16 protein-coding genes and 1 tRNA gene are annotated in these 20,607 nt (G+C 61.0%); 9 read left to right on the top strand and 8 right to left on the bottom strand.

Going from position 1 to position 20,607, the window contains the following annotated elements; translation table 11 throughout:
- Window positions 1-77 precede the first annotated feature (77 nt).
- Complete coding sequence (locus ACFSOZ_RS24805) at window positions 78-1,325, bottom strand: tetratricopeptide repeat protein (RefSeq protein WP_379102176.1); 1,248 nt, start codon at window positions 1,323-1,325, stop codon at window positions 78-80.
- A gap of 29 nt (window positions 1,326-1,354) precedes the next feature.
- Complete coding sequence (locus ACFSOZ_RS24800; protein WP_379102174.1) at window positions 1,355-2,254, bottom strand: adenylate/guanylate cyclase domain-containing protein; 900 nt, start codon at window positions 2,252-2,254, stop codon at window positions 1,355-1,357.
- Between the two features lie 343 nt (window positions 2,255-2,597).
- Here ACFSOZ_RS24800 and ACFSOZ_RS24795 point away from each other — a divergent pair, with 343 nt between their 5' ends.
- From ACFSOZ_RS24795 to ACFSOZ_RS24775, 5 genes are all read left to right on the top strand, one after another.
- Window positions 2,598-5,468, top strand: coding sequence for an MFS transporter (locus ACFSOZ_RS24795; protein WP_379102172.1), 2,871 nt, complete (start codon window positions 2,598-2,600; stop codon window positions 5,466-5,468).
- A gap of 130 nt (window positions 5,469-5,598) precedes the next feature.
- On the top strand, window positions 5,599-6,573 hold the full coding sequence (locus ACFSOZ_RS24790) for an ABC transporter substrate-binding protein (RefSeq protein WP_379102170.1): 975 nt from the start codon (window positions 5,599-5,601) through the stop codon (window positions 6,571-6,573).
- 583 nt (window positions 6,574-7,156) lie between these two features.
- A complete protein-coding gene (locus ACFSOZ_RS24785; RefSeq protein WP_379102168.1) occupies window positions 7,157-8,683 on the top strand; it encodes a winged helix-turn-helix domain-containing tetratricopeptide repeat protein in 1,527 nt (508 codons plus the stop codon).
- A gap of 344 nt (window positions 8,684-9,027) precedes the next feature.
- The gene (locus tag ACFSOZ_RS24780; protein ID WP_379102166.1) at window positions 9,028-9,372 is read left to right on the top strand and encodes a hypothetical protein; all 345 of its coding nucleotides are present in this window, start codon (window positions 9,028-9,030) and stop codon (window positions 9,370-9,372) included.
- A gap of 817 nt (window positions 9,373-10,189) precedes the next feature.
- Window positions 10,190-12,358: an adenylate/guanylate cyclase domain-containing protein gene (locus ACFSOZ_RS24775; RefSeq protein WP_379102164.1), complete on the top strand. Its 2,169-nt coding sequence runs from the start codon at window positions 10,190-10,192 to the stop codon at window positions 12,356-12,358.
- A gap of 326 nt (window positions 12,359-12,684) precedes the next feature.
- On the opposite strand, the gene ACFSOZ_RS24770 is transcribed toward ACFSOZ_RS24775, so the two are convergent.
- A tRNA-Met gene (locus ACFSOZ_RS24770) sits at window positions 12,685-12,761 on the bottom strand.
- A gap of 240 nt (window positions 12,762-13,001) precedes the next feature.
- On the opposite strand from ACFSOZ_RS24770, the gene ACFSOZ_RS24765 reads away from it, so the two are divergent.
- The gene (locus tag ACFSOZ_RS24765) at window positions 13,002-13,967 is read left to right on the top strand and encodes a Gfo/Idh/MocA family protein (protein WP_379102162.1); all 966 of its coding nucleotides are present in this window, start codon (window positions 13,002-13,004) and stop codon (window positions 13,965-13,967) included.
- 157 nt (window positions 13,968-14,124) lie between these two features.
- Here the strand turns inward: ACFSOZ_RS24765 and mnmA are convergent, their stop codons facing one another.
- Window positions 14,125-15,315 (bottom strand): tRNA 2-thiouridine(34) synthase MnmA, encoded by a 1,191-nt coding sequence (gene mnmA, locus ACFSOZ_RS24760; protein ID WP_379102161.1) that lies wholly within the window; start codon window positions 15,313-15,315, stop codon window positions 14,125-14,127.
- Window positions 15,316-15,605: 290 nt separating this feature from the next.
- Here mnmA and sciP point away from each other — a divergent pair, with 290 nt between their 5' ends.
- Complete coding sequence (gene sciP / locus ACFSOZ_RS24755; protein ID WP_013529904.1) at window positions 15,606-15,881, top strand: CtrA inhibitor SciP; 276 nt, start codon at window positions 15,606-15,608, stop codon at window positions 15,879-15,881.
- A gap of 126 nt (window positions 15,882-16,007) precedes the next feature.
- On the opposite strand, the gene ACFSOZ_RS24750 is transcribed toward sciP, so the two are convergent.
- Window positions 16,008-16,934: an NADP-dependent oxidoreductase gene (locus ACFSOZ_RS24750; RefSeq protein ID WP_379102159.1), complete on the bottom strand. Its 927-nt coding sequence runs from the start codon at window positions 16,932-16,934 to the stop codon at window positions 16,008-16,010.
- 89 nt (window positions 16,935-17,023) lie between these two features.
- Between ACFSOZ_RS24750 and ACFSOZ_RS24745 the strand changes: the two genes are divergently transcribed.
- Entirely contained in the window at window positions 17,024-17,422 is a 399-nt protein-coding gene (locus ACFSOZ_RS24745) for a winged helix-turn-helix transcriptional regulator (RefSeq protein ID WP_379102157.1), read from the top strand.
- A gap of 112 nt (window positions 17,423-17,534) precedes the next feature.
- Here ACFSOZ_RS24745 and ACFSOZ_RS24740 read toward each other — a convergent pair whose 3' ends face one another.
- Entirely contained in the window at window positions 17,535-17,912 is a 378-nt protein-coding gene (locus tag ACFSOZ_RS24740) for a flagellar export protein FliJ (protein ID WP_111542795.1), read from the bottom strand.
- A 451-nt stretch (window positions 17,913-18,363) separates the two neighbouring features.
- On the opposite strand from ACFSOZ_RS24740, the gene ctrA reads away from it, so the two are divergent.
- Complete coding sequence (gene ctrA / locus ACFSOZ_RS24735; protein WP_006203583.1) at window positions 18,364-19,059, top strand: response regulator transcription factor CtrA; 696 nt, start codon at window positions 18,364-18,366, stop codon at window positions 19,057-19,059.
- A gap of 175 nt (window positions 19,060-19,234) precedes the next feature.
- Here ctrA and ACFSOZ_RS24730 read toward each other — a convergent pair whose 3' ends face one another.
- Both ACFSOZ_RS24730 and chpT read right to left on the bottom strand, forming a co-directional pair.
- A complete protein-coding gene (locus tag ACFSOZ_RS24730; protein WP_379102155.1) occupies window positions 19,235-19,603 on the bottom strand; it encodes a response regulator in 369 nt (122 codons plus the stop codon).
- A 246-nt stretch (window positions 19,604-19,849) separates the two neighbouring features.
- The gene (chpT, locus tag ACFSOZ_RS24725; protein WP_379102154.1) at window positions 19,850-20,479 is read right to left on the bottom strand and encodes a histidine phosphotransferase ChpT; all 630 of its coding nucleotides are present in this window, start codon (window positions 20,477-20,479) and stop codon (window positions 19,850-19,852) included.
- Between the last annotated feature and the right edge of the window lie 128 nt (window positions 20,480-20,607).

Raw genomic sequence — 20,607 nt, 5'->3', positions numbered from 1 at the left:
GCGGACGTTAGCGGCGACCACACTGGAGGTCGCGGTTGGGCCACAAGCGGAAATCCCTGGCGCGCGTCCCGGGCCTATCAATTGCCTCTGATTCTGGACAGCGCGTCCTTTGCGTAAATGCCAACCAGAGCTTCATTCTGGAGTGCCACGAGCGCAGGTATCGCAGCTCGTGCCGGAGGCCCGATCTTTCCCAGCGCCTCGATGGCCTCCCGGCGGAGATGCTCAACCTTGAGCGCCTCAACCAGAGCCGGAACGGCTTGTGCTGCCGCTGGTCCAAACCAGCCCAGTCGCCTCGTTGCGTATAGCTGGGAAAAGAGATTGCCGGTCTCAAGCTCTGCTTCCAGGCTCGCAACGGTGACGTCCAGCGGCAGCGCAGCGATACGGACACCGTCATTCAGGCGCTCCCGGACGCTTGCGTGTTCATAATCCGATTTGAACGAGAGGTGTAAGGTGTCGGGAATGTTTTCGAGGCCTTTCTGGCCTATGCCGGGCCGGAACTTCTCCAGCATTTGCCTCGCTTCTTCCCGGCGACCGAGCTGCGCCAGCACGGAACTGAGAGGTAGAAAGAGCGCAGTTGCATCGGGGTTTCGCCTGACCCCTTCTCCGAACACCTCAGCCGCTTGTTTCAGATCGCGCATTGCAAAAAGCGCCAATCCACGAGCGAGAACGTAGTGGCTTGGATAGTTCGGGTTGAGCCGCATGGCGGTCGCGACGAAATTCAGCGCCTCGGCAGGTTCGCCTGAGATCGTCAGCGCCCAAGCCGTTGCGATGTGTGCCTCAGGGTCGTTGGGATCCAATGCAATCGCTCGACCGGCATTCCTGCGTGCGTCTTCGGTTCGACCTTCATATGCGTCTCGCAATGCCTCGACCGTATAAGACAGTGACGTTGGATATTTCTTGGCCAGCTCTGCGTAATCGTGAGCTCCCCACCAGAAATATGGTTCGTCCCTACCGAGTTCTTTACCCCAGAGTGACTCAACGACGCGGAAATAAGCCAGCGCCAGGGCGGCATAAGCGCGCCCATATTCGGGATCAAGTTCAGTTGCTTTTTTCAAGGAAGTGATGGCGGCAGCTGTGTCCTTTGCGTTGTAACGGAGATAAAGGCTCCAACCCTCTTCGAAAGCTTCCTTGGCTGCAATGTTGTCCGGCTTGGCGCGGGCAATTTCCGTTTTTTCGGTGGTGGTGAGATTGACCTTCAACGCTTCGACGATCTTTGCGACAACAACGTCCTGGACCGCAAAAATATCGGCGACATTTCCATCGAACCTGTCTGCCCACACATGCCCGCCGGTGAGGGCATCGATGAGTTGGGCGTTGACTCGCACCTGCTCGCCGGCTCGCCGTACGCTCCCCTCTAGAACGTAACGACGCCAAGTTCTTCGGCGACCTGGCTGATCTTTACCGGCTTGCCGCGGTAAACGAATGTCGAGTTTCGCGCGATCACGAAGAGGCCGGAAACCTTGGAAAGGTCGGTGATCAAGTCATCGGTCATGCCGTCAGTAAAGGTCTCTTGCCCCGCCTCGTCGGACATGTTGGTGAACGGGAGCACGGCGACTGACGGCTTATCGGGCAGCGGCAACGCCATCTTCGATTGCGAGGCCACGTCACTGGGTCGAACGAGATCGTCACCAAAGCGCTGCCAAAGCGCCAGCCCCGCGACGATCAGAATCAATACTGTGGCCGCGACTGCGATCCAGCGCCGCGTGCCGTCAGGTTTGCGACTTCCTGAGATAACCGGGGTGCGCGGGCCCACTCGGTAGAGGCGAACGGGCTTCTCGATGTTCTTGACCCGCTGTTCGCCCAAAAACTCGAACCCATAGTCCAGCTTCCTCTCGACCTGATCAAATGCAGTTCCCGAAATCAACACGCCTCCCGGCGGCGCCAACCCTTCGAGCCTCGCCGCCACATTCACCCCATCACCGTAGATGTCCGCCCCTTCGATGATGACGTCGCCAAGGTTGATGCCAATGCGGAATTCGAGCTGTTTTTCTTTCGGCAGTTCGGCATTGCACTCTGCCATGGTGCGCTGGATTTCGAAGGCGCAGGTGACTGCATCAACAACGCTCGGGAACTCTACCAGCGCACCATCACCCATGAGCTTGACGATTCGCCCATTGTAGGCTGCGATTTTCGGATCGATCAGGTTCTCGCGCGTGCTCTTCAGGCGCGCCAATGTATCGGCTTCATCCGCCTCCATAAGGCGGCTGTAGCCAACGACGTCGGTGGCAAGAATCGCTGCAAGCTTGCGCTGCATGCCAGCTCCAGACGTGGGGCACGCTCGCTGTCATGTTAGGCGAGTTTTGCTTGAGCCTAGGGCTGCTCAGGTCGGCTTCGGGTCAACTCACGACATCGGACATTGGAAGTTCAAACGTCCGCTATCGTTGTTCCCTCCACCACAAGCGGACCTACTGCTTCCGGCCCAGAAGCGGACCCTGGTGGTCGGTGCCGCCCGTAGTAGCTTGCAGAGCCTCGGCAGACATTGCGGCGCATCTCTCGCACCCGTCCCTGAAATCGACCTCGATCCCGGGTGGCCCACTGGCGAAGCCTGCCCGCTCAACGTAATGTTGCCGCGCGCCGCTTTTGGGGAGGGGGCCGCAATGCTTCTTCGAAGCTGGATAACCTTCTCGGCGGTCATCGCCCTGCTGCAAGCCGTCGTGGGGCTGCTTTCGGTTCTCCAGCACAATGCAGTGCTTTCCGACCTTCTAAGGCAGCGAATTTCCGTCATTGCCCAGACGACCGCAACGTCGTTCAAACCGATCATCGACCTTGGCCTGCCGCTCTCCATGATCCGCAACGGTAACGCCATCGTCGCGCGGGCGCTGGAGATCGACGACCAGGTCAAGGCGGTCCACGCGCTCAACCCGTCGGGGATCATCGTCTACACCACCGATGCGTTACGGCCAAAGGTGATTCCGCACGAGGTGCTGCAAGCGATGCAGTTGTCGAAGAGCATCAAATGGAGCACTGAGACAGCCGAGCAAATCTACAGCGGGTTCAACGTGGTTGGCCGTGATGGCGCCACAAGCGGCGCCGTGGTTGTCGCTTACCCGAAGGACCGGCTCGAAGCGGCGTCACAGACCATGGTGGCCAAGGTCGTCCGCACCGCCCTGCTGATCTGGGCCGCCTTCTCGGCGCTATCCTACCTTCTGCTCAGGCTGCTTCTGGGAACCCCTCAGCGCCGGCTTGCCCACCTGGACGGCATTGCCCGCGGCGAACCCGATGCGGAGACCGGCACCGATGGCAATCCGCAGACGAGTGGCCCCGGTGGGTTCTGGCGCGATCTCTTCGGCCCCCAGATCCGGCAACTCGGCGCAAACCTTTCAGACGCGAGACGGCAGTATGATGAGGCCACCCGGGAACTCGGCGCCTTTGCATCACCGGTCGCAGCGGACGGGCGCCCCGAGGGCGACGACACGGCCGTCGCGGCCAACCCGGCTCCTGAGACCGAGATTGCGTCCAACCCCTTGCGCTCGCTCGCCCGGCAGATCGCATCGCGCCTGGCTCCGCTGGCGGCGGTGCTGATGGTGAGTTCCGCCCTGATTTTGGGCGTCATCACCCTGGGCAATGTCAATCGCTCCATTGAACCTGAGCTGTCGGCCCGCACAAACCTGATTGCTACGGTTGTTGGCGAAGACGTCCAGCGTGCACTGGCGACGGGCGTGCCGCTGGATGGTCTCGTCAACGCCGAGAGCTATTTTGGCGAAATGCTCAAGCAATTGCCCGAGATCGCATATGTCGCGGTGGCCACGGGTCGGGTGGTGCTGGAGGTTGGCAAACCGATCGACCCTTATCTTGCTCCGCCGCGTGAGCGCAAAGGCGTACGCAGCCACCCGATCATGCACGATGGCAAGGAAATCGCCTACGTGGTCATCGATGTCGACCCTGCCTTCATTTCCAAGAAATTCCTCGACGTCTTTCTCGACATGGGCGTCGTCGTGGTGGTCGCTGTCTTGATGGCCTTCGAGATCATGGTGCTGATGACCAGTCGCTCACTGACTGCCGCTCTCGTTCGGTTGCAGCGACTGGCGGCCATGCAGGCGGCCGGTGACTTCTCCAAGCGGGTGGTCGTGGGCGGCCACATCGCCATTGATCGCGCCGCCCAGATCCTGGTCGGGCGCACCGAAAGCCTCAGCGCGCAGTTCGCTGCGGCATGGCAAGGCCTCGATGGTTCTGAAGCGAGGGGAGCCAGGCTCGCAGCATTGCAGGCGCGCTACGGTCTTTCGCTGAATGGGCCAACGACCCTGCGCTTTTCCTATTTCACCGATCTGCGGCTGGCGCTGTTTCTGTTCGCGGCCGCTGACGAACTGCCGCTTTCCTTCATGCCGCTTTACACGAGGGCGGCACACAATCCCTTTCCTTGGCTGTCCGAGAGCGTGCTGATCAGTCTACCGCTCGCCGGATACCTGCTCGCAATCGTGCTGGTTTCCCCGTTTGCACGGCCGCTTGCCCACTGGCTCGGACCGCGCAGACTGCTGATCCTGGCAGCGGCACCGACAATTGCCGCCCATCTTTGGCTCTATTGGGCCACCAGCGTGCCCGAGATCGTGGCGTCCCGTAGCATCCTTGGGGTGGGCTATGCTTTCGTGACGCTCGCCTGCCAGGACTACGTCATCGACAACACGCCGCGCGACGAGCGAGACCGATCGCTCGGAATGTTCTCGACGGTATTGTTCGGGGGAATATTCTGCGGCACGGCGCTGGGCGGGGTACTGGCAGACAGGCTCGGCAAGGCCAACGTGTTTCTGCTCAGCGCCACCTTTGTCCTGATTTCGGCGCTTCTGATTTTCTCGCTGGTCGCCGATACTGCGAGCCGCAGAGACGGGCCGCGTGCCAAGGCGTCTCGTCCGCCGCTGCTTGCCTCTTTGCGCAACAGGCATTTCGCCGCCCTGGTGTTCGGCATCGCCATCCCTGGCAACGTCTGTCTGCAGGCCTTCATTTGCTATCTCGTGGCTTTGACGCTCGATTCCCTTGGTGCTTCGCCGGCAGACATCGGACGCACGCTGATGGTCAATTTCCTCGCGATCGCCCTGGTCGGCCCGCTTGCGGGGCGCGCGGCGGAGCGGGGGATTCCGGTAACGGTCGTGGCCTTCTCGGGGGGAATTCTCTGCGGCATCTCGCTCCTGGCGGCCGCCGTCTGGCCAAGCCAGATCACCATCTTCCTTGCGGTGCTGGGCTCAGGAATCGGCAGCGGCATGGTGCGCGGAGCGCAAGTCTCGCTCTCGATGTCGATCGCGGAAACACAGCTGAAGCATCTGGGAGCCGATCCGGTTCTGGGAGCATTGCGAACGATCGAGCGCTTCGCCAGCATCGCCGGCCTCTTGTTGGTCGCCGCTGTCGCGGGCCACTATGGCTACGCCATGGCGACGGCCACCGTGGCGGCGCTGGCCCTTGGCGGAGCCATGTTGTTTGGGCTGTCGGTGTTGGGCAATCGAGCGGCGCAGGGCCCGGCAGCCGGCGCAGAGATTTAGTGAGCAGTAATTTGGCTGTCTCGGTGAATTGGTTTGCCGGTCGGGACCTGGCGGCGTAGGTTGGCGGCTCGCGCCTCTGAGCGCACACGGGAGGATCGTCGTGAGATCGATTGCGTGCGGACTGCTCACATTGGCCGTATTCGCCGTGGTGACTACCCTAGCTCATGCGACGGACAGAAAGCAGATATTGGGCATATTCTACCAAGGGTGCGAAAACATTTGCGAAGGATTCAAGGCGGGGATCAAAGAGAGCGGCTTCGCCGCGGATATCACAATCGTCGACTTGGCTCAGGACAAGTCCCTCATTCCCGCGGCAGTTGCCAAAGCCCGGCAGATGCCGGCCGATCTGGTGCTCACCTACGGTACGAGCGGTACACTCGGGGTCATCGGTACACTGGACGACGTGGGAAATCCTGCATATCTCACCGAGATTCCCGTCGTCTTCACGATCGTTGCCGACCCCTTCGGCACGCGCATCGCCAAGAGCTTCGAAGGCAGCGGACGCGCCAATGTCGCCGGCACCTTCAACCGGGTGCCGGAGGAGGTCAATATCGAGATCATCCGCCAGTACGATCCCAAGTTCCACAAGCTCGGCCTGCTTTACAACTCGAACGAGCGGAACTCGGCGATCAAGGCGGCGGAGCTAAAGAAGATAGCGCCTGCGCTTGGCGTCGAGCTTGTCGCACTCGAAATCGACCCCGGCAACGACGGCGTTCCAGACGTCGCCCGCATTGCCGAGCGCATGGCCGAGTTGCGCGAGCAGGGAGTTCGCTGGCTTTACGTCGGCTCGAGCTCGTTCCTGAACACCAATGGCGAGTTGTTCACGACGACGGCGGTCGAGAACGGCATCGCCGTTGTGAGCCCGTACGAGCCGCTGGTGCGCGAGCACCACGCGATGCTCTCCATTGCGGCGCGGCTGGAAGATGTCGGCCATCTCGCCGCGGAACAGTCGCTCAAGATCCTGCGCGACGGCGCGACCCCCGGTGACCTTCCGATCGCGCGGGCAACGGACTTCGCCTATGTCGTGAACATGGAGGTAGCCAAGAAGCTGGGCCGCTATCCGCCGTTCGCTTTCCTCCAAGTGGCCGAGGCGGTGAACAACTGACCTAAAGGGCAGACGAATAGCACGACGAGGTGGAACGCCCACATCTGGTCCAGTGATGACGTTGCCCACGTTTTACCCGAATGTCGGCTTTTGAGGATTCGCACCTTGAAGCTGCCAGGCTGCTGTCGGCCCAAATGCTGCCGGGCAGCAATGCGCCGCATATCGGTCATTCAGTGCGCCATTGAAACTTCTCCAAAGCTGCCGTGCCAAATGATTCTTGCTAGCGACTGGGGCGAGAGGCGGTCTTATCGAGGGTTTCAGGGGCGCACTCCAAAACGGGGCCCTCATTCCATAAAAATCACACTCACCCGTCGCGGTCGACGCGGGAAGCACCAAACCGCAAATGGCGGCTACCAGCAGCGTCACGCAGCGATCGCGGAGCGACCGGACAAGAACGGGTGGCAGACATCGTTTATCCCCTCCTGCGCGGTCGTGCTTCGATGCGACGACCCTCGTCCGAGTAACGGGCGAGTTCCGATCGTTTGCCGAAATTGCGCCGGCCAGAGTCCTGAAAGGATGGAGAGCCGTCCGCGAAGTCCTAGTGTATGCTAGGCGACGGAATCCGTCACACGTGGGGATCGTCATGGTCGGTTCGCCAGCAACTGCCACCCTTGTCCTAAACGACAAGGTTGTCGTTGACCTGGAAGGCGAGACGCTCCGTCTTGGCAACGGCGACGCAATCGCCCTCAGGCCGCAGGCCTTTGCGGTCCTTCGCCACCTCGTCCAGAACGCGAACAGGCTAGTCAGCAAGGCCGAGTTGCTTGAAGCCGTCTGGGGAGGCGCCGCCGTTACCGACGACAGTCTCGTTCAATGCATCCACGAGATCCGGCGAGCGCTCGGCGACCAACGGCATGCGGTCTTGGCCACCGTCTCCCGGCGGGGCTACCGCCTGTCGCTGGAGGGTGGCGACGAGAGAGCGCTCGGCGGCCCTTCGATCGCCGTGCTGCCGTTCGCCACCATGAGCGGCGACGAGCCCCATGACTACTTCGCCGATGGCCTGGTCGAGGACATCATCACCAACCTCTCGAAGATCCCGGGCCTGTTCGTCATCGCACGTAATTCCTCCTTCGGCTTCAGGGGCGAGAAAGCCGATCCGCGCACAATCGCCGCTGAACTACGCGTTCGCTACCTGCTGCAGGGCAGCTTGCGGCAGTCCGGGGGGAGACTTAGGATGAATGCCCAGCTTGTCGACGGTGCATCGGCCACTCATGTCTGGGCCGACAGGTTCGAGGGCGCGGTAACGGACGTGTTCGAACTCCAGGATCGGTTGACCGAGCAGATCGTGGGCTCGATCGAACCGAGTGTCCGTCGTGCGGAGATCGAGCGCGCGCGCCGCAAGCGGCCCGAAAGTCTGGACGCGTACGATCTCTACCTTCGGGCCCTGCCGCACGCGCATGCGAACACGCCCGTTGAGACGGACAAGGCCCTGCAACTGCTGGCGCGCTCGATCGAGCTTCAGCCGGACTATGTCGCTGCGCATGGCTACGCCGCATGGTGTTACGAGCAGCGCTACCTCCGCAACGGGTTGGATCCCGCAGACAAGGCGGCCGCACTCAACCACGCCGACATTGCGTTAGGCATCAACAGCGACGACCCGCAGGCGATGAGCATCGGCGCGTTCGTCCGCGCGAACCTCACGCAGGACTACGACACCGCCCTCGAGGTGCTCGACCGGGCCCTCGCATTGAACCACAATTCGGCCTTAGCCTTTGGCTTCAGCGCTTTGGTCAGTGCCCACAGCGAGCGACACCAGCGGTCGGTGGAACATGCGCACAAGGCGCTGCGGCTGAGCCCGCTCGACGATCCGCTGAGCTACCATCCCTACTGCGCACTAGCCCTGACCCACCTCTTTGCCGAAGCCTTTGCCGACGCGGCCAGATACGCCGCTCTGGCGGTCCGGGCCAATCCCGGCTTCAGCATCCCGTACGCCTATCTGGCGGCCAGCCACGTCGGCCTTGGCAATGTCGAAGCAGCGCACTCTGCGGCACGACGACTGATCGAGGTGGCGCCGAATTTCTCGGTCGGCGGCTACGTGCGAACTAACCTGTTTCGGCCGTACTTGATGGACGCGCTGGCAACAGCCTTGCGAACGGCAGGGCTTCCTGAATGAGCCAGCAGCGCGGACCGAACCGCGCGCAGGTGCAGCGCTGTCACAAGCCGCCGGTCCTCTCCCAGCCTCCTCGGTGCGTTCTTATTGCGACGTGGGGTCGAACGCGGCAAGGCGACGACTCGCATGACGCGCATCGGAAACGCTTTCCGAGAGGGAGCCTCTCCTTCGCTTGGGCTACGCGCGGGGCCTTTCAGTGCCATTCTGTTAACCTGAGTTCCGAGCCCTGCGAAGATGCCGATCGGGGAAATATCGCCCTTTGATCGGAGTCCTTTCGTTACATCCGGCAGGACTTCGCTCACACTTGCCGGCGCATTTGCCACCTGCTGTCCGCCGGAACACGACAGATGAATCGCGCTTGGTGTTTCTCAGCTACCCTAGCGATGCTGTCTTGCTGGAACGGCGCTGGCGCCCACGACACCGAATCGGGATGGACCTATCCGCCCGCTTGCTGCCGAAGCGACCAAGAGAGAGGCGATTGCCAGGAAATTCCGAATACTAGTGTGAGCACCGGCCCTGATGGTTTCAGAGTGCTGCTCAATCCGGGCGACCATCACCTCGTCACAAGGCAACACTTTTTCCGAATTCCGTATGGCGACACCATTCCGTCCGGAGACAGCCATTTTCACATATGCTTGCACCCAACCGAAGATCACGCAAACTGCTTCTTTGCTCCTCCCGACGGATTTTGATTTGCGAGGCATCGGACGCATCCTATGGCGCCAGCGGAAGGCATCGGGAAGTCCGCTGGCTAGGCCAGGGGGGATTTCGGCGTTCGCTACATGCCCGCCACGCTCGGACGCTTTGCTGATGTGGTTGTCTCGCGCCGGCCCGAAGTGCCGACTACACCTACAGTTTGGGAGGTCGCAGGCCGAGCATTTCGCGGAGCCCGGAATGTCGGCCTGCTAGCGTCTGCAGCCTAGAAGCTGCCGGTCCGCAGTCGGCCAAAACGCGACGTCCGAGTAGTGGCTTGGCGACGTCCTTAGTTGGCGCAAGCCGGACCTAGCGAGCGATAGGTTAGTTGTGGTCCTTTTTGACAGGCGAACGAACCGCAAAACCCTCCGCAGCAAGGCCGGTGCTAAAGCATTGATATTGCTGTTGTCAAAACCTGGGGATTTTTGGAACTACTCCCCAGCTTCGGAGAATGATGGACATTCGGAGAGCAGTCTGGGCGGACCAACTCGCCATTCTTATTGCGGGTAGCCAGGTCGCATGACTGTCAAGGTGAGGCCAACGCACTGCTCCACCCCCCGCAGTCCTAGGCGGTTCTTTCGGTATCGCTGCCCGGAGTGCGGGAGGTGAGCATTGCTTGGCGCGCTGCATCAAAGCGACAGTTCCGTTGTCCTTGACGACAAGATTGGTGCCGCTGATGCGGCCGTATCTGCAGACTCCTTCCGCGAGTTTCATCGACGGCCTTTGCTGGATCCGGCCCACGGCGCACGCCGGTGACGTCAGTCGTTTCATTTCAGCGCAACCAGTTCTATAATCCATCGGGGATGGGCCAGATCGATGGACCGCAAGCTTTCCGCCATTCTCGCCGCCGATGTTGTGGGCTATTCCGCCCAGATGGAACGCGACGAGGCCGGCACGTTCGAGCGCCTTCGTGCTCGACGCATGGACCTGTTCGAGCCAGAGATTGCCCGCCACCACGGCCACATCTTCAAGCTGATGGGCGATGGACTGCTGGCCGAATTCGGCAGCGTCGTGGACGCGGTCGAATGTGCCGTGTCGTTGCAGCACGCCCTGGCGGAACGCAACGCCGCCGTTTCCGAGGATCATCGGATTCGCGTCAGGATCGGGATCAATCTCGGCGAGGTGATTGTCGAGGGCGAGGACCTATATGGCGAGGGCGTCAACGTCGCTGCCAGGCTCCAACAACTAGCGGAACCTGGTGGCATCTGTGTCTCGGCAAAGGTCGCAAAAGAGGTTGAGAAGAAGTTGGCTTTCGGCTTTGAGCCGATGGGCCAACAGAAGCTGAAGAACATCGCCGAACCGGTGCAGGCGTACCGGGTCCTGCTCGATCCTGCGGTGGCGGGAAAGCTTAAGGATGATATCAATCGACACCCACGCTTCTGGCGCAATCTGGCCGTCTCTGTTGGGGTCTTTGTTGTCGCAGTCGGCCTTGCAGCAGCCTGGTGGCGACCGTGGGAGCCGCCGATTCTGCCCGCCGCTTTGGAGGCCAACGCGAAAGCCGATGCCCGGCCATCCCTCGTCGTGCTTCCATTTGACAATCTCAGCGACGACAAGGCGCAAGGTTATCTGGCTGACGGTTTCACCGAGGACCTGACCACAGAACTTGCACGCGTGCCCGGCCTGTTCGTCGTATCGCGAAACGCGGCTTCCACCTACAAGGGCAAGGAGACTAAAGCTGCTGAGGTCGCCGCAGCGCTTGGTGTCCGGTACATACTGGAGGGCTCGATACGTCGGGTCGGCGACGACATGCGTATCAACGCGCAATTGATCGACGGCTCGACCACCGGTCATCTCTGGGCAGAACGTTTCGACGGCCAGTGGACGGATGTGTTTGCGCTGCAGGACAAGGTCGTCGTCAGCATCGCAGGCGCGCTCAAGCTCCGTCTCGTCAGCGCCCAAGGCAAGGCAGATGTCGCGGGCGGCACGCGCAATCCTGAAGCCTACGAAGCTTACCTCCAGGGTATGGAAATCTATAATCGTCGCAATACTCCAGAGGAGTTTGCGCAGGCGGTGAGGTTATTCCAGCAGGCGCTGGAACTCGATCCGAATTTCGGCGCGGCGGCAGCATCGCTCGCATGGGCCTATTGGGAGATGGACGGGCCGCGGGTCAAGGCTTTGGCAGTCTCGGACACTATCGCGCTTTACTACGTTTACAGGTACCTGGACCAGGCGACCAAGCATCCTTCGCCCTCCTACTATCAGCTCGTCGCCAGTCTGCTGGTTCGCGAGCACCGCTCCGATGAGGCAGTCGCGGTTATGTTCAAGGCAGTGGCGCTCGACCCGAGCGATCCCCTGAACTATGTCGGGCTGGCTGAAGCCCTGAATTTCAATGGCAGGCCGAACGAGGCCAGCGACTATCTCGTCGCGGCCAACCGTGTCGACCCAGGCGGCAATGACCATCGGCACTACCTGGCTGGGCTGGCTGAATTTGGCCAGGGTCGTTTCGAGGAAGCTGTCGACCACCTTGAAAGGATCGATCTCCAATCGCCCGATCCATGGCCGAAATTCTACGGCCTGCAGGTGTTGGTTTCAGCCTACGCACATCTGGGGCGAAGCGACCAGGTCGCGGCCTATAGTGACAGACTAAGGAACGTCATGTTGGAACGAAAGGATGGAGGCGCAAATCAACTGGTCACGCAGAGGTATTTTGTGTTCAAGAACCCGGCTGACATCGGGCGTCTGCTGGACGGCCTGGACAAGGCCGGTGTGCCGGAGTTGCCGGAACATCTCGATTTGGATGCGAAGGACCGGCTTACCGGTTCGGAGATCAGGTCGCTCATCCTCGGTCATGACCTGAACGGGGGAGGCGCATGGATAGACAAAGGAACCAGTTGGGTGCAGCAGAACTTCCTGTGTGACGCCATTCCGAAAATTCAGACAACCTGCGGCGCGATCTTCCGCAATCCTGCCGGGAAGCCGGAGAGACGCAACGAGTATGCGGCAGTCTTTCGTTTCGATCGTTTTGAGTTTTCGACCATCAAATGAGACCATTTGAGAAGTCGCACTCCTTGGAAAAGTTAGTTGGCGCAAGCCGGACCTAGCGAGCGACAACTTAGTTGTGGTCCTTTTTGACAGGCGAGCGAACTGCAAAACTGCCCGGAGCAAGGCTGACGCTAAGGCATTGATATTGCTGTGGTCAAAACCTGGGGATTTTTGGGGCTACTCCCCAGCTTCGGAGAATGATCAGCATTCAGAGAGCAATTTGCACGCTCTGGGCGCTGCGGCACTCCCCAGCTTTGGCCACACACCCTGCAAACGCTGGGCTTCAGAGCGCCGGCCAGCGAAGCAGAGAATTGTTTGGACTTTGAAGGTGGTAGCGGGAGAGGGACTTGAACCCCCGACCCCAGGATTATGATTCCCGTGCTCTAACCAACTGAGCTACCCCGCCAGGGCGGCGAAAGGCCCGAAATCCGCCTCAAATCGAAAGGCATGTCGGGGGCGTTCGCCAAGGTCGCGCGGATATAAGGTTGGGAGGGTGAGCCTGTCAAGCTTCGAAGCAGCCGGCTCGCCGGCTTATTGTCATTGTCGAAAAGCTTTGCCACGCAGACATTTGGTTGCTGCCGCCGGGGTTGAGTTCGCGGGGGCACGTCGCTATGTCTCGGCCACGAGTTTTTAGAGTTTGAAACAGATGAAACCGCGCATTGCAGTCCTCGGTTGCGGATACTGGGGCAGCAACCACATCCGCACCCTCAAGGCGCTCGGCGCGCTGCACGCGGTCTCCGACGTCAACCCGGCTCGCGCCGAAGGCTTCGCCAGCGAGCAGGACTGCCTGGCGATCGAGCCCGACCAGCTGTTCGTCCGTGACGATATCGACGCCATCGTCATGGCGTTGCCGCCGCAATTCCATGCCGACCTTGCCGTGCGCGCCGTCGAAGGCGGCAAGGACGTGCTGGTGGAAAAGCCGATCGCACTGACGGTGGAGGACGCCGAGCGCGCGGTGCAGGCAGCCAAGGACAATGGCCGCGTCTTCATGGTCGGCCATGTCTTGCGGTTCCATCCCGCCTTCGAGACGCTGAAAGGGCTGATCGACAAGGGCGAGCTCGGCGAAGTCCGCTACATCCATTCGCACCGGCTCGGCCTCGGCAAGTTCCACACCGAGAACGACGCGCTGTGGGACCTGGCGCCGCACGATCTGTCGATGATCCTGGCGATCACCGGCACCGAGCCGATCGAGGTGCGCGGCGAGGGCGCTGCCCTGCTCGACAATCTCAGCGACTTCGCGCATCTGCACATGCGTTTTCCCAACGGCCTGCGCAGCCATCTCTTCACCTCGCGGCTCAATCCCTATCGTGAGCGGCGGCTGACCGTGGTCGGCACCAAGGCGATGGCGGTGTTCGATGACGTCGAACCATGGGAACGCAAGCTTGCCGTCTACCGCCACGCTGTGTGGCAGGACAGCGGCCAATGGGCGTTCACCACCAATGAGCCGTCCTATGTCGCGGTTGCCCAAGGCATGCCGCTGACGCGTGAGCTGGAGCATTTCATCCAGTGCATCGAGACGCGGGCCGAGCCGCGCACCAGCGGTGAGGAAGCGATCAGGGTGTTGCGTATCCTGACCGCGGGTACGGTTACGCACACCACGTCCAATTCCTGAGAGCTCGTTTGGAAACTCTACTTCGGCGGCCATCTGATGGCGTTTTCTGCGCTTCCGTTGCTCACGGACCAAGTGTCCGCTGCGCTCCGGTTCTCGAAACCACCATCACATGACTCGCCAGAGCGAATTTCGAAACAGTCTCTGAGAGGGTAGCGGTTTATTCGGCGGGGATCTGCGCAGGCCTGGCGGCAAGCCGGGTCAGCATGGCCTCGGCCTCGGCGCCACGCTCCGAACGCTCGATGAAGCCGCCGCCGAACACGCGCGCCTCGTTGCCATCATCGGAATAGAGCACGCAGGCCTGGCCGGGTGCGATGCCGGATTCGCCGTCGACCAGTTCCACCCAGGTGGCGCCATTGCTGTGATGCAGCACGGCCGGGCGCGGCGGGCGCGTCGAGCGCACCTTGGCGAACAGCTCCAGGCCACCGGCGGGGACATCGGCCAGCGGGCCGTCGCCCAGCCAGTTCATGTTGCGCAGATAGATCTTGTGCGTCTCCAGCGCCTCGCGCGGGCCGACCACGACGCGGGCGCGGTCGGCGTCGAGATGGACGACGTAAAGCGGCTCGCCGGAAGCGATCCCGATGCCGCGGCGCTGGCCGATCGTGTAACGCACGATGCCCTCATGGCGGCCGAGCACGCGGCCGTCGATGTGGACGATGTCGCCCGGGTTGGCCGCCGTCGGCTTCAGCTTGGCGATGATGTCGGAATACTTGCCCTGCGGCACGAAGCAGATGTCCTGGCTGTCCTGCTTGGCTGCGACCGTCAGCCCCATCTCCTCGGCAATGGCGCGAACCTGCGGCTTCGACAGGCCGCCGAGCGGGAAGCGCAGATAGTCGATCTGCGCCTGCGTGGTGGCGAACAGGAAATAGCTCTGGTCGCGGTCGGCGTCGACCGGCCGGTAGAGCGCGCGGTGGGCGCCATTGGCGCCGGAGCGGATATAGTGACCGGTGGCCAAAGCGTCGGCGCCAAGCTCCTTGGCGGTGGCCAGAAGATCGGCGAACTTGACTGTCTGGTTGCAGGAAACGCAGGGGATCGGCGTCTCGCCGGCGACGTAGCTTTCGGCGAAGGGATCGATGACCGCCTTGCGGAAGCGTTCCTCGTAGTCGAGCACATAATGGGGAATGCCGAGCGTCTCGGAGACGCGGCGGGCATCGTTGATGTCCTGCCCGGCGCAGCATGAGCCGGCGCGGTGCGTCGCCGCGCCATGGTCGTAGAGCTGCAAGGTGACGCCGACGACATTATAGCCCTCGCGCTTCAACAGGCCGGCGACGACTGACGAGTCGACGCCGCCCGACATGGCGACGACGATGCGGGTGTTTTCGGGACGTCCGGGAAGATCGAGGCTGTTCATGGTTCTTTCGTTCTGCGCGGCGCCTGAATGCCAATGACGGGAATATAGGTCAAGCTTTCCGGCTACGCCAGCTTGCAGGGCCGATCGACGAGCGGCGACCGGTCCGGCAAATGGAGAGATTTTTTCCGCGCGGCGCCGGCGCTTCCGGAGGGATGTTTCAAATGCCGGCGAAAAGACTAACGCGGCGTTCATGATCCTTACCTAGTCATTAGGGTCTGCTTAGGCAATTTTTAAAGCTGTGGCGGTAACGTGGCGGGGATTGGGTCTTTGAGTTTTTTGTAGAGAGTACGATGACCGATCTGGTTAGACCGAGAGTCAAGTATGTTATCGGGCCTGACGGCAGCCCTCTTACGATTGCCGATCTGCCGCCGACAAATACACGTCGCTGGGTTATCCGGCGCAAGGCGGAAGTGGTTGCTGCGGTGCGCGGCGGGCTCTTGAGCCTTGATGAGGCATGCCAGCGCTACAAGCTCACCACCGAGGAATTCCTGTCCTGGCAGGCGTCGATCGACGAGTATGGCCTTGCCGGGCTGCGCACCACGCGCATCCAGCAATACCGGCACTAGAGCATGATCCCGAAAAGTGGTATCCGGTTTTCGGAAAAGATCATGCTGAAATAGAGCCGGTCCGAATAAGACCAAAAGGGCGCGGCACTCCGCGCCCTTTTGTTTTCAAAGCGATCCTCTTGGCGCTCAGGCCGTCAGCGCCACTTTGCCGATCGGCCTGGTGGCGAGAAAGGCGTGAGCAGCACCCGCCTGCTCGAGCGGGAAGCTTTTCGCCACATGGACGGTGAGCTTTTTCGCATCGATCAACCGGGCGAGTTCCAGCAGTCCTTCACGGTCTGGCACGACGGACATGCGCTCGACCCGGATGCCCTGCGCGCTGGCCTGCGCCTTCGCCGCGTCGCTGACATTGAGCAATGACACCAGCACGCCGCCGCGCTTGAGCACCTTCAGCGAGTGTTCAGCATGGTCGCCGCCGACAGGCTCCAGCACGAGATCGATGTCGCGAACCTTGTCGGCGAAATCACCCTTGGTGTAGTCGAGAACCTCGTCGGCGCCGAGCGAGCGGGCGAAATCGAGCTTCTGAGGGCTGGCGGTGGTGATGACGTAAGCGCCGCGCGCCTTGGCGATCTGCACCGCCAGATGGCCAACGCCGCCGCCAGCGGCGTGGATCAGCACGCGCTGACCTGATTTCAGTCCCCCATGGCGGACCAGACCTTGCCAGGCGGTGAGACCGGCCAGCGGCAATGCGCCGGCCTGGATGTGGTCGGCGCCCTTCGGCTTCAGCGCGATTTCATCGGCAGGCACCGTCGCCAGCTCGGCGTAAGCAGCCGCCTGCTTGGGGAAGCGCGGCATGCCGAAGACCTCGTCGCCGACCTTGAAGCCAGAGACGCCGGCGCCCAGCGCCTCGACAGTTCCCGAGATATCCCAGCCCAGGATGAAGGGCGGTTCGCCGAGCAGGGCAAAATAGCCGGCGCGGACGGCGCCATCGACCGGATTGATGCCTGCAGCCTTGACACGGACCAGCACCTCGCCGGCCTTTGGCGTCGGATCGGCCTGGTTGGCAATGACAAGGACGTCGGGTCCGCCGACGGAATTCTGGATAACGGCACGCATGGGATGTCTCCTGCTTGGTTGGTGCCACTATCATTTGGATAGTAATATTCCCTTGTCCAGTATGTACCTTTCTGATATATAGGCACCTCATGGATAGTGAAGACGATTCCCCTTTCGGTTATGACGCGTACCGGCGAACATGTCCTTCGCACACGGTGCTCGAGATGCTGGCCAGCAAATGGGTGTATCTGGTGGTTTGTGCGCTGCGCAAAGGCCGGCTGCGCAATGGCGAGCTTGCCCGCAAGCTTGAAGGCATCACGCCGAAGATGCTGACGCAGACATTGCGCGTGCTTGAGCGCGACGGCCTGGTGCGGCGCGAAATCTTCCCGGTCATTCCGCCGCGTGTCGAATATGAATTGACCGAGCTTGGCCAGAACCTGGCGGGACTGCTCAACCAGATCAGGTCGTGGTCGGAACAGCACGCGCCGGACATCAAGGAGGCGAGGGCGCGGGCGGCTGCCGAAAATGAAGGCGGTTTGGCCGCTTAAGCGGGTCTCAGCTGCAATCGATCAAAATTCTCACGGCCGTCAGGGCCGACTGGAAACCGGGACGCCTCGCCCGCCCCAGGGGCAAGCGCCGACTTCACCGACAGGCCGGACTTCAGCCGATCATGGCGCTGCGGCCGCCGACCTCGGATTCGCGAATCTTGGTGTCGCGTGATTCGAGCATTTCAGCCTTGGAAAGCTCCGCTTCAGCTTCGCCGAGTAATGATTCGGCAGTGCTTCGCTGCTGGGCGAGGTCACTTTGCGAATTTCTGAGGTTGTCGCGACGCAAGCGCGCTGCCTTGGCAAAGGTCGGGTAGGCAAAATGGTTGATGTCGGTGATGCCGGCTTTCTTTTCTTCGGCGGTGATCTGAAGCTCCAGTTCGACGGCCATGCGCTCGAACTCGGCGATCATCATGTCGAGTTGCAGCAGCTGCCGCCGCTTCTCATTCACCTGAAACTGTTTCAGCCGAACGAGGTTTTCACGTGACTTCATGATTCGGTACTCCCGGAAACGCACACCCGCACATATCGTCCAAACCTCTTGGAAAGGCCCAAGCGTCACCCGTGTCCACCGGCTTTCCCCGAACTATGGGAAACAAAACCCTAAAGTTTTTTGCCGGCGGTAACCATTCGTTTACGGGCATTGTTAATCATACGGGTCAGGACTTAAGGCCGGGTAAAAATTCCAGCCGCCGATGCGGGAGCCGCGTCAATGAGTCCCTGGAGTCACTTAGTCCAGGTTGTTAATGTGTTGCATTAGGAATTTGGGTCTGGATTCGTTATTAGATTCAAGAGGGTGTAGAAAGAGGTTAAAAAATCTGGTACCGTGATGGACGGGAAATTAGGTTTTGTTAACCATTTGATGGCAGCCTCTGCACAAGGCAACCACTGCTCCGGGCCTGGACGGGTCGTGAAATGGTCCGGCAGCAGAAAAGGGGAATGAAATGCGTGTTCTGCTGATAGAAGATGACAGTGCAACCGCACAAAGCATCGAACTGATGCTGAAATCGGAAAGTTTCAATGTCTACACGACCGATCTCGGTGAAGAGGGTGTCGATCTAGGCAAGCTCTACGATTACGACATCATCCTTCTCGACCTCAACCTGCCCGACATGTCGGGTTATGAAGTCCTGAGAACGCTTCGCCTGTCCAAGGTGAAGACGCCGATCCTCATCCTCTCCGGCATGGCCGGTATCGAGGACAAGGTACGCGGCCTCGGCTTCGGCGCCGACGACTACATGACCAAGCCGTTCCACAAGGATGAGCTGGTCGCCCGCATCCATGCCATCGTGCGGCGCTCCAAGGGCCATGCTCAGTCGGTCATCACCACGGGCGACCTAGTGGTCAACCTCGATGCCAAGACAGTTGAAGTCGGCGGCCAGCGCGTGCACCTCACCGGCAAGGAATATCAGATGCTGGAGCTGCTCTCGCTGCGCAAGGGCACCACGCTGACCAAGGAAATGTTCCTCAACCATCTCTATGGCGGCATGGACGAGCCCGAGCTGAAGATCATCGACGTCTTCATCTGCAAGCTGCGCAAGAAGCTTGACGCGGCATCGGGCGGCCAGAATTACATCGAGACGGTCTGGGGTCGCGGCTATGTGCTGCGCGAACCGGAAGACATCCGCGTCAGCGCCTGAGCGGCGAACACCGTCCGAACTTTTCTTCGACGACAAAAACCCGGCTCCGGCCGGGTTTTTGCGTGATGGGCTGATAACTATTTGTCCTTACGCAGTTCCCTGAGGGAAAGCGCTACGCGCCTTTCCCAGGAAAACCGTTACACGCTTTTCCTGGAATGGCTCCAAGCCTGCCGGATCAGGCGGCGATCTTCAAGGCGCGAAAACGCTCGAGCAGTTGCGGCCGGTTGAACGGCTTCAAGAGATAGCCCTGGGCGCCGGCGCGCTTGGCCCGCATGATCGAAGCGATATCGAGCTCGACCAGCGAAATCAGGATCTGCGGCCTTACCGGGCTCTCCATGGCACGCACGCGACGGATGAGATCGACCGCCGCCACGTCCGGCAAGGCGCCGTCGACGACGATGATGTCGGGCATGTCGGCAGCGCACATCTCCAGCGCGTCAAGTCCGCTGGCTGCCTCGATGACAACCATGTCGGAACCGCCCAGGATGCGTTTTGCAACCTTCCTGATGACGCTTGAATCGTCGACGAACATGCAGCGTTTCATTTTCCGGGTCCTTTTGCCTCGTGGCAATCCGGTAGCGTCGGGGCATCCGAAGTGCACCATAGACCGATCTGGTAAAGAAGCCGAAAAGCGTTTAGGTAAAATTTTTGCAAAGATGCCGTGCACGGACTGTTCTTCGCAATGCTTCGGCTCAACCAGACCGGTGAAGCTCATCTCGCCTCGATCCAGGCGCCGCCGCAGGTATTGCGGATTGAAATACTTTGCATCCTTGAGGAATTGGCGCCAATTTCAGGCCGCTGAAAGCACGATTTCTTCCGGCGTCGCGTGGATCGAGATCGTCATGTTGGCTTCGCGCGCCAGAAGCAGCGTGTAATAGGGCTGCACGGAATGAGCGTCGATCGGTTCCTCCGGCTTGTTGCCGGAATGCAGTTCGAGGAATTTCGGCGGCACGCGCAGCATCGGGCCGCTCGCCGCAAGCGAGAAACGCGGCTCGGTTTCGAGGTTTTCCAGCGTCACGGAAAGCTTGCCGCCGCGCGGAATGGCGGCGTTGGCGACGAGAATCAGATTGAGCAGCAGCTTGACCTTGTTCTTGGGCAGCAGCGCACGGGTCCCGTTCCAGCTCAGTTCCGGCTTTTCGTTCTTGAGGAAGGCGATGGCGACCGCTTCGGCATCGCCGGTATCGATCAACATGCCGGCCGATCCGGCGGCGCCGAAAGCGATGCGGGCGAACTGCAGGCGGGCCGAAGCGTTGCGGGCGCTCTGGCGGATCAGCTTCATGGCGTCCTCGTCGGCGCCGCCTTCGTCGAGCAGTTCGAGTCCATTGTTGATCGCGCCGACCGGCGAGATGATGTCGTGGCAGACCCGGCTGCACAACAGCGCTGCCAAATCGGGTGCGGAAAGGGTGAACAGATCGGCCATCGGCGAAAATCCCTGCAAAATTTCTTAACTCATGGCCGCGCGATCGATCGTCGCCTGCCCACACGAATCACGCACTCTCTCCTTGGGCTTTCTGAATACACAGCGCCCGTGCGTGCGGCAACAAATCC

This window comes from Mesorhizobium newzealandense, from assembly GCF_042682145.1.
Classification (GTDB): Bacteria; Pseudomonadota; Alphaproteobacteria; order Rhizobiales; family Rhizobiaceae; genus Mesorhizobium; species Mesorhizobium newzealandense.
The sequence above is the reverse complement of the archived record's forward strand: the minus strand, read 5'-3'. Positions and strand labels throughout refer to the sequence as shown.